Origin of the sequence: Streptomyces sp. NPDC006476 (assembly GCF_040612015.1) — a bacterium.
In the GTDB taxonomy this organism is placed as follows: Bacteria; Actinomycetota; Actinomycetes; order Streptomycetales; family Streptomycetaceae; genus Streptomyces; species Streptomyces griseorubiginosus_B.
The window spans coordinates 1-4,801 of the sequence record NZ_JBEXPK010000195.1 but is presented as its reverse complement, the minus strand read 5'-3'; the positions used below and the strand labels follow the sequence as shown (position 1 = coordinate 4,801).

5 protein-coding genes are annotated in these 4,801 nt (G+C 68.7%); 3 read left to right on the top strand and 2 right to left on the bottom strand.

The genetic code is table 11. From position 1 onward, the window contains the following. Positions 1 to 58 precede the first annotated feature (58 nt). Complete coding sequence (locus ABZZ74_RS52630) at positions 59 to 733, bottom strand: transposase family protein (RefSeq protein ID WP_356951233.1); 675 nt, start codon at positions 731 to 733, stop codon at positions 59 to 61. A 512-nt stretch (positions 734 to 1,245) separates the two neighbouring features. Between ABZZ74_RS52630 and ABZZ74_RS52625 the strand changes: the two genes are divergently transcribed. Next, positions 1,246 to 1,824 carry an IS607 family transposase gene (locus ABZZ74_RS52625; RefSeq protein ID WP_356951232.1) on the top strand — a complete coding sequence of 193 codons (579 nt, stop codon included), beginning with the start codon at positions 1,246 to 1,248 and terminating at the stop codon, positions 1,822 to 1,824. Then, positions 1,817 to 3,430 (top strand): IS200/IS605 family accessory protein TnpB-related protein, encoded by a 1,614-nt coding sequence (locus ABZZ74_RS52620; RefSeq protein WP_356951231.1) that lies wholly within the window; start codon positions 1,817 to 1,819, stop codon positions 3,428 to 3,430. Before ABZZ74_RS52625 ends, ABZZ74_RS52620 begins: the two co-directional genes overlap by 8 nt. Before the next feature lie 26 nt (positions 3,431 to 3,456). Here the strand turns inward: ABZZ74_RS52620 and ABZZ74_RS52615 are convergent, their stop codons facing one another. Next, positions 3,457 to 3,768 carry a hypothetical protein gene (locus tag ABZZ74_RS52615; RefSeq protein ID WP_356951230.1) on the bottom strand — a complete coding sequence of 104 codons (312 nt, stop codon included), beginning with the start codon at positions 3,766 to 3,768 and terminating at the stop codon, positions 3,457 to 3,459. A 790-nt stretch (positions 3,769 to 4,558) separates the two neighbouring features. On the opposite strand from ABZZ74_RS52615, the gene ABZZ74_RS52610 reads away from it, so the two are divergent. After that, a complete protein-coding gene (locus ABZZ74_RS52610; protein ID WP_356951229.1) occupies positions 4,559 to 4,792 on the top strand; it encodes a helicase associated domain-containing protein in 234 nt (77 codons plus the stop codon). The last annotated feature ends 9 nt before the right edge of the window (positions 4,793 to 4,801 follow it).

The following is a 4,801-nucleotide window of genomic DNA, read 5'->3' as shown; positions in this document are numbered from 1 at the left end:
ATTCGACACCAACGAGCTGTTCAGGAGGCCCTGTCCGTATGCGCCAAGCGCCCCACGATCACCCAATCGGGACTCCCGTTCGACGCGCATCTCTCAAGATCGGAAAGACAACAACTACTGAAGGACGCGTCCGACAGTGACCGGCCTGGGACTGCGCCGCATCACCGTCCACTCCCCGCCGACGTGACCGTGGCCGGCTGCTCCCCTCCTTCGGCTCCGGCGCGCCGGCCCCTGTCCGGGCGAGGACGTCTCCGGTGTGGGTCATGGCGGCCAGCAGGGCGATGGCCGGCGAGGTGGCGGTGCGCGAGCCGCGTACGGTCTTGCCGTCCACGGCGATCGGCCGCAGCCCGGCCCGGGCGGCGGGGGTATTCCGGGCAGTGAGGAAGGAGCCGATCGCGGCGTCCAGCGCGTCACCGTCCAGACGGGCCAGCAGCCGGCGCACGGTGCCCGGGTGCGGCACCGGGATCCGGCCGGTCAGCGGGTCGGGCGCGAAGCCCAGGGCTCGCAACGCCCAGCGCGGAGCGTGGGCGAGCCATTCACCGATCGCGGTCAGCGACCGTGCACCGGCCAGGACGCTCGCCGCGGCGGCCGACAGCAGCGGGACCAGCGGGTACAGGCGGCCCCGGCGACCCCTCGGGTCGGGTACGAGGGTCAGGTAGTGGTGCAGTCGCACGGCATCGGCGACGGGCGCGGCGGCTTCGGCGCGGGCCAGTTGGTCCAGCGCGCAGGGCATGGGAGATGACGCAGGGGCAGGCACGGTCTCGCTCGGTTCTCATGGGTCTCGACAACCACCTGATCACCGGCGCCGTGCCTGCTCTGTTACCGGTCCCAGACCAAGACATGACGGCACGTCACGGATCACTGCACCGAACCCGGACCGATCGCTTTCATGCAAAGACCCTGAGCTGTGCCCCGCCAGCTCGCCGGCCAGTGCAAAGCGGTAGGACCAAGCGAATCGTCGGTGACTGCAGCCGGATACGCAAGGGCTCGGGCTTGCTGGCCGCTTCCGCCGATTCCACGGAAAGCACGCTATGTTTAAGGCCCCGGGCCTGGAGACCGTAGACCGGACGGTCCGGCCCGAGGTGCCGCATCAGACCGGTATAGGGCCATCCGGGCCTTCCCCCGTAAGTCTGCGCTGAATCAGGGCGGGATAGGAGGGCCGTTTCCCAGAGGGGTCATAAACTGCTCTCACATAAGTGTCCATGAGTGTCTTTTAGATGTCACGGGTGTTGTACGGTCTTGCGTATGAACCTGACGGAATGGGCACGCGCGCAGGGGATCGCCCCGCGTACCGCGTATCGCTGGTTCCGTGAGGGCACATTGCCGGTACCTGCGGAACGCGTGGGACCGCGCACGATCCTGGTGAACATCGATGCGAACACCTCATCCTCCGTGACCGGCGGTGTAGGTCTGTATGCCCGCGTCTCCTCGCACGATCAGAAGCCGGACCTGGAGCGGCAGACCGCTCGCCTGTCGGCATGGGCGGCAAAGGCCGGGCAGAAGGTCGTGCGGATCGAATCCGAGATCGCCTCGGGCATGAACAGCTGCCGCGCGAAGGCGAAGCGGCTGCTGGCCGACCCGGCGGTGACCACGGTTGTGGTCGAGCACAAAGACCGCCTCGGACGGATGAATGTGGAGCTGATCGAGGCCGCCCTGTCCGCGACTGGTCGCCGACTCGTCGTCCTCGATGACGGCGAAGTTGAAGACGACCTGGTCCGGGACATGGTGGAGGTGCTGACGTCGTTCTGCGCCCGCCTGTACGGCCGCCGGTCGGCGAAGAACCGGGCGAGGAAGGCTCTCGAAGCGGCGGCTGCCGATGAGTGAGCCGAAGAAGAAGCTCCGCACCATCGACGCGCCGTTCGTCGCGCTCGGGCCGTCCGGGGTGGCGATACGCGACCGCCTCAAGCACCTCACCGACGTGGACGACAAGGTGTTGCGGCTGGTCGGTGAACACCTCGGACGCCTTGCCTCGCTGGACATCAAGAACCGCTGCGCTGACGGCCTGGACCACAACAGCGACATGTGGGCCGCCCGGAAGCAGAGCCTGACGGCCGATTCCTCATCCCGGTGGGCCGGTTCGATCACGAAGGCCACTCACGATCAGTGGGCGCTTTCCCGCCGCTGCCAGCTCGCCCACATCCAAGGGCTTGAGGCTGGTGTGCGGACGCTGATGCACCGTCTCTCCCAGCCGATCGGGGAGAAGGGCACCAAACGGGCACCCGGCGGATACCGCAGTCGGGCCGAGTGGTTCCAGAAGTCGCGCCGTCTGACGACCCTGGAACACCGCCTGGACGTGGCCCGCGCTGAGCGTGAGACCGGTGTCGTGCACGTCGTGCGCGGCGGCCGGCGCCTCCTCAACAACCGTCACAACCTCGAAGCCGCCCAGCTCACCGCCGAGCAGTGGCGTGAGCGGTGGGAAGCCGAACGGTGGTTCCTCGCCGCCGATGGCGAGTCCGGCAAACGCTTCGGCAACGAGACCATCCGCGTCACACCGGATGGCGAGGTCAGCATCAAGCTGCCCGCCCCGCTCGCCCACTTGGCCAACAGCAAGCACGGTCGGTACGTCCTCGCCACCCGCGTGCAGTTCCAGCACAGGGGAACCGACTGGCGCGACCGGATCGAAGACAACCGGGCCGTGGCCTACCGCATCCACCTGGACATGGAGCGGGGCCGCTGGTACCTGACAGCGTCGTGGACACGGCCCGTTGTCCAGACGATCCCGCTTCAGACGGCGCGGTCTGAGGGCATGGTCGGTGTGGACACCAACGCCGACCACTTCGCCGCCTACCGGCTCGACCGGCACGGCAACCCGGTCGGCGACCCCAAGCGGTTCTTCTACGACCTGTCCGGCCGCGCAGAGCACCGTGACGCCCAGGTCCGGCACGCCATCAGCCAGTTGCTGCACTGGGCAGACCGGTGCGGCGTCAAAGCCATCGGCCTGGAGAATCTGGACTTCGCCACCGAGAAGACCCGCGAGAAGCACGGCAGACGTAAGCGCTTCAGGCAGATCATCTCCGGCATCCCCACCGGCAAGCTCAAGGCCCGGCTCGTGTCCATGGCGTCCGCACACGGCCTGTCGATCGTTGCCGTGGACCCGGCGTACACATCGATGTGGGGCGATCAGCACTGGAAGAAGCCCCTCACCTCGAAGAAACGAAAAATGTCCCGTCACGATGCCGCTGGCATCGCGATCGGGCGACGCGCCCTCGGGCACCCGATCCGGCGACGGACGGCACCGCCCCCGCAGTACCAGAGCGATGCTGCGGGGCATCGGACCGCCCAGGCCAGACCAGGCGCACGAGGGCGTGAGGAAACCCGCCCACCCGTCACGGAGCGTGCACACGATGCACGCAGCCGGACGGGGACACAGCGAACGCGGGAGACCAGCGCATCCAACACCGTTCGGGACGCGCGCAGTTCCAGGAGCTGACAGCAAATGTCACTCCTGCACACTGTTTAGGAACGGTTGGGGAACCGGCCGTCATGCGGCCTGGCCGTGGTCACCCTCCCGCGGGTCGCCGGTCGGCCGGGTGAGCGTGTCGTCACCCACCGGTTGGCGTTCCTGGATGTGACCGGGCTGGGAGGGGCCAGGGTGACGCCGAACCAGCCGCGCAGATCCAGCACTGCATGCCGGGTGCCGGCCGTGGCGGGGACCGGTGCGGGGGCGGCGGAGGACGGCGGGCAGTTGCTCGGGTCGCAGTTCCAGAGCCCGCACAGCGGGCAGGCGTCGTTCTGCCCGGTACCGACCATCGCAAGGCGGGCACGCATCTCGGCAACCGTGCACGCTGCGCGCCGCACGGCGGGAATCACGGCGTCCTGGCGGCGGACGACAACCAGGAGTGGCTGCCCGATACGGCGGTGGGCATCCGGCACTGCCGGAGCGGGCCGGGGACGTGCCATGCCGTCGACCACAGGCACGCTCTCTTCCTGTATCGACGGCCCCGGAGCGGCTCTCACCTTCCGGGGCCGTCGCCCTGCGGCCGGCCGGACTGCCAGCCACGGCCCGTCTCCCACCCCCAACGCTCTGGTGAGGTGGGAGTGGCGGTCCATCCGGTACTGCTCGTGGCAGTTGTCGCACGGCAGACGCCCCAGCCGAACCTCGAACACCGGCTCACCCGAGCATCGAATGTCATCCAGGCTTGAGCACTCTGGTCCCACATCACTCCCCATGCATCCGACGGTCTGTCAGGACCAGTGAGGTGGGGAGGGAGTCTGCAGGGCGCACGGGCGCTCAAGCCCGGCAGGGCGCCCCGCGCGACGTCAGCAGCCCCAAAACCGGATAGACCGCCTGCTTCCGGTGGCGGTCAGGCCGCGGGGCGAACGCCCGCAGCAGCCTCCAGGCCGGAACGCCCGGGACGCCGGAAGTACGGGGGTGAAAACCCCACGGTGCGTTTCGCCGCCACGGTCCACCCGGTGTGACGACCCGCGATCGGGGACCTCGTCGTCCAGGGCGAGGCCCTCGGGGCGTGGATCGCTGCGCAGCGCGCCGCGTGGGACGAGTTGATGCCGGCGCAGAGGTTCCTTCTGCAGACGGTCGGCGTCGATCCGGACGAAGCGGGTGCCGGTTCGTCCGGAGGTGCGGTCACAGGCCGACCGGTGGGAGACCAACCTCGCCGCCGCCCGCCAGTTCCACACCCGCGAAGGCCACCTGCGGCCTGCTCGGAAGCACGTGGAGGTCGTGGAGGGAGAGGAGATCAAGCTGGGGTCGTTTGTGGATAACGCCCGGCGAAGGGCCGCCAAGCTGAGGCCGGAACGCCGTGATGCTCTGAATGAGTTAGGCATGCGCTGGTGAGCGTGACCT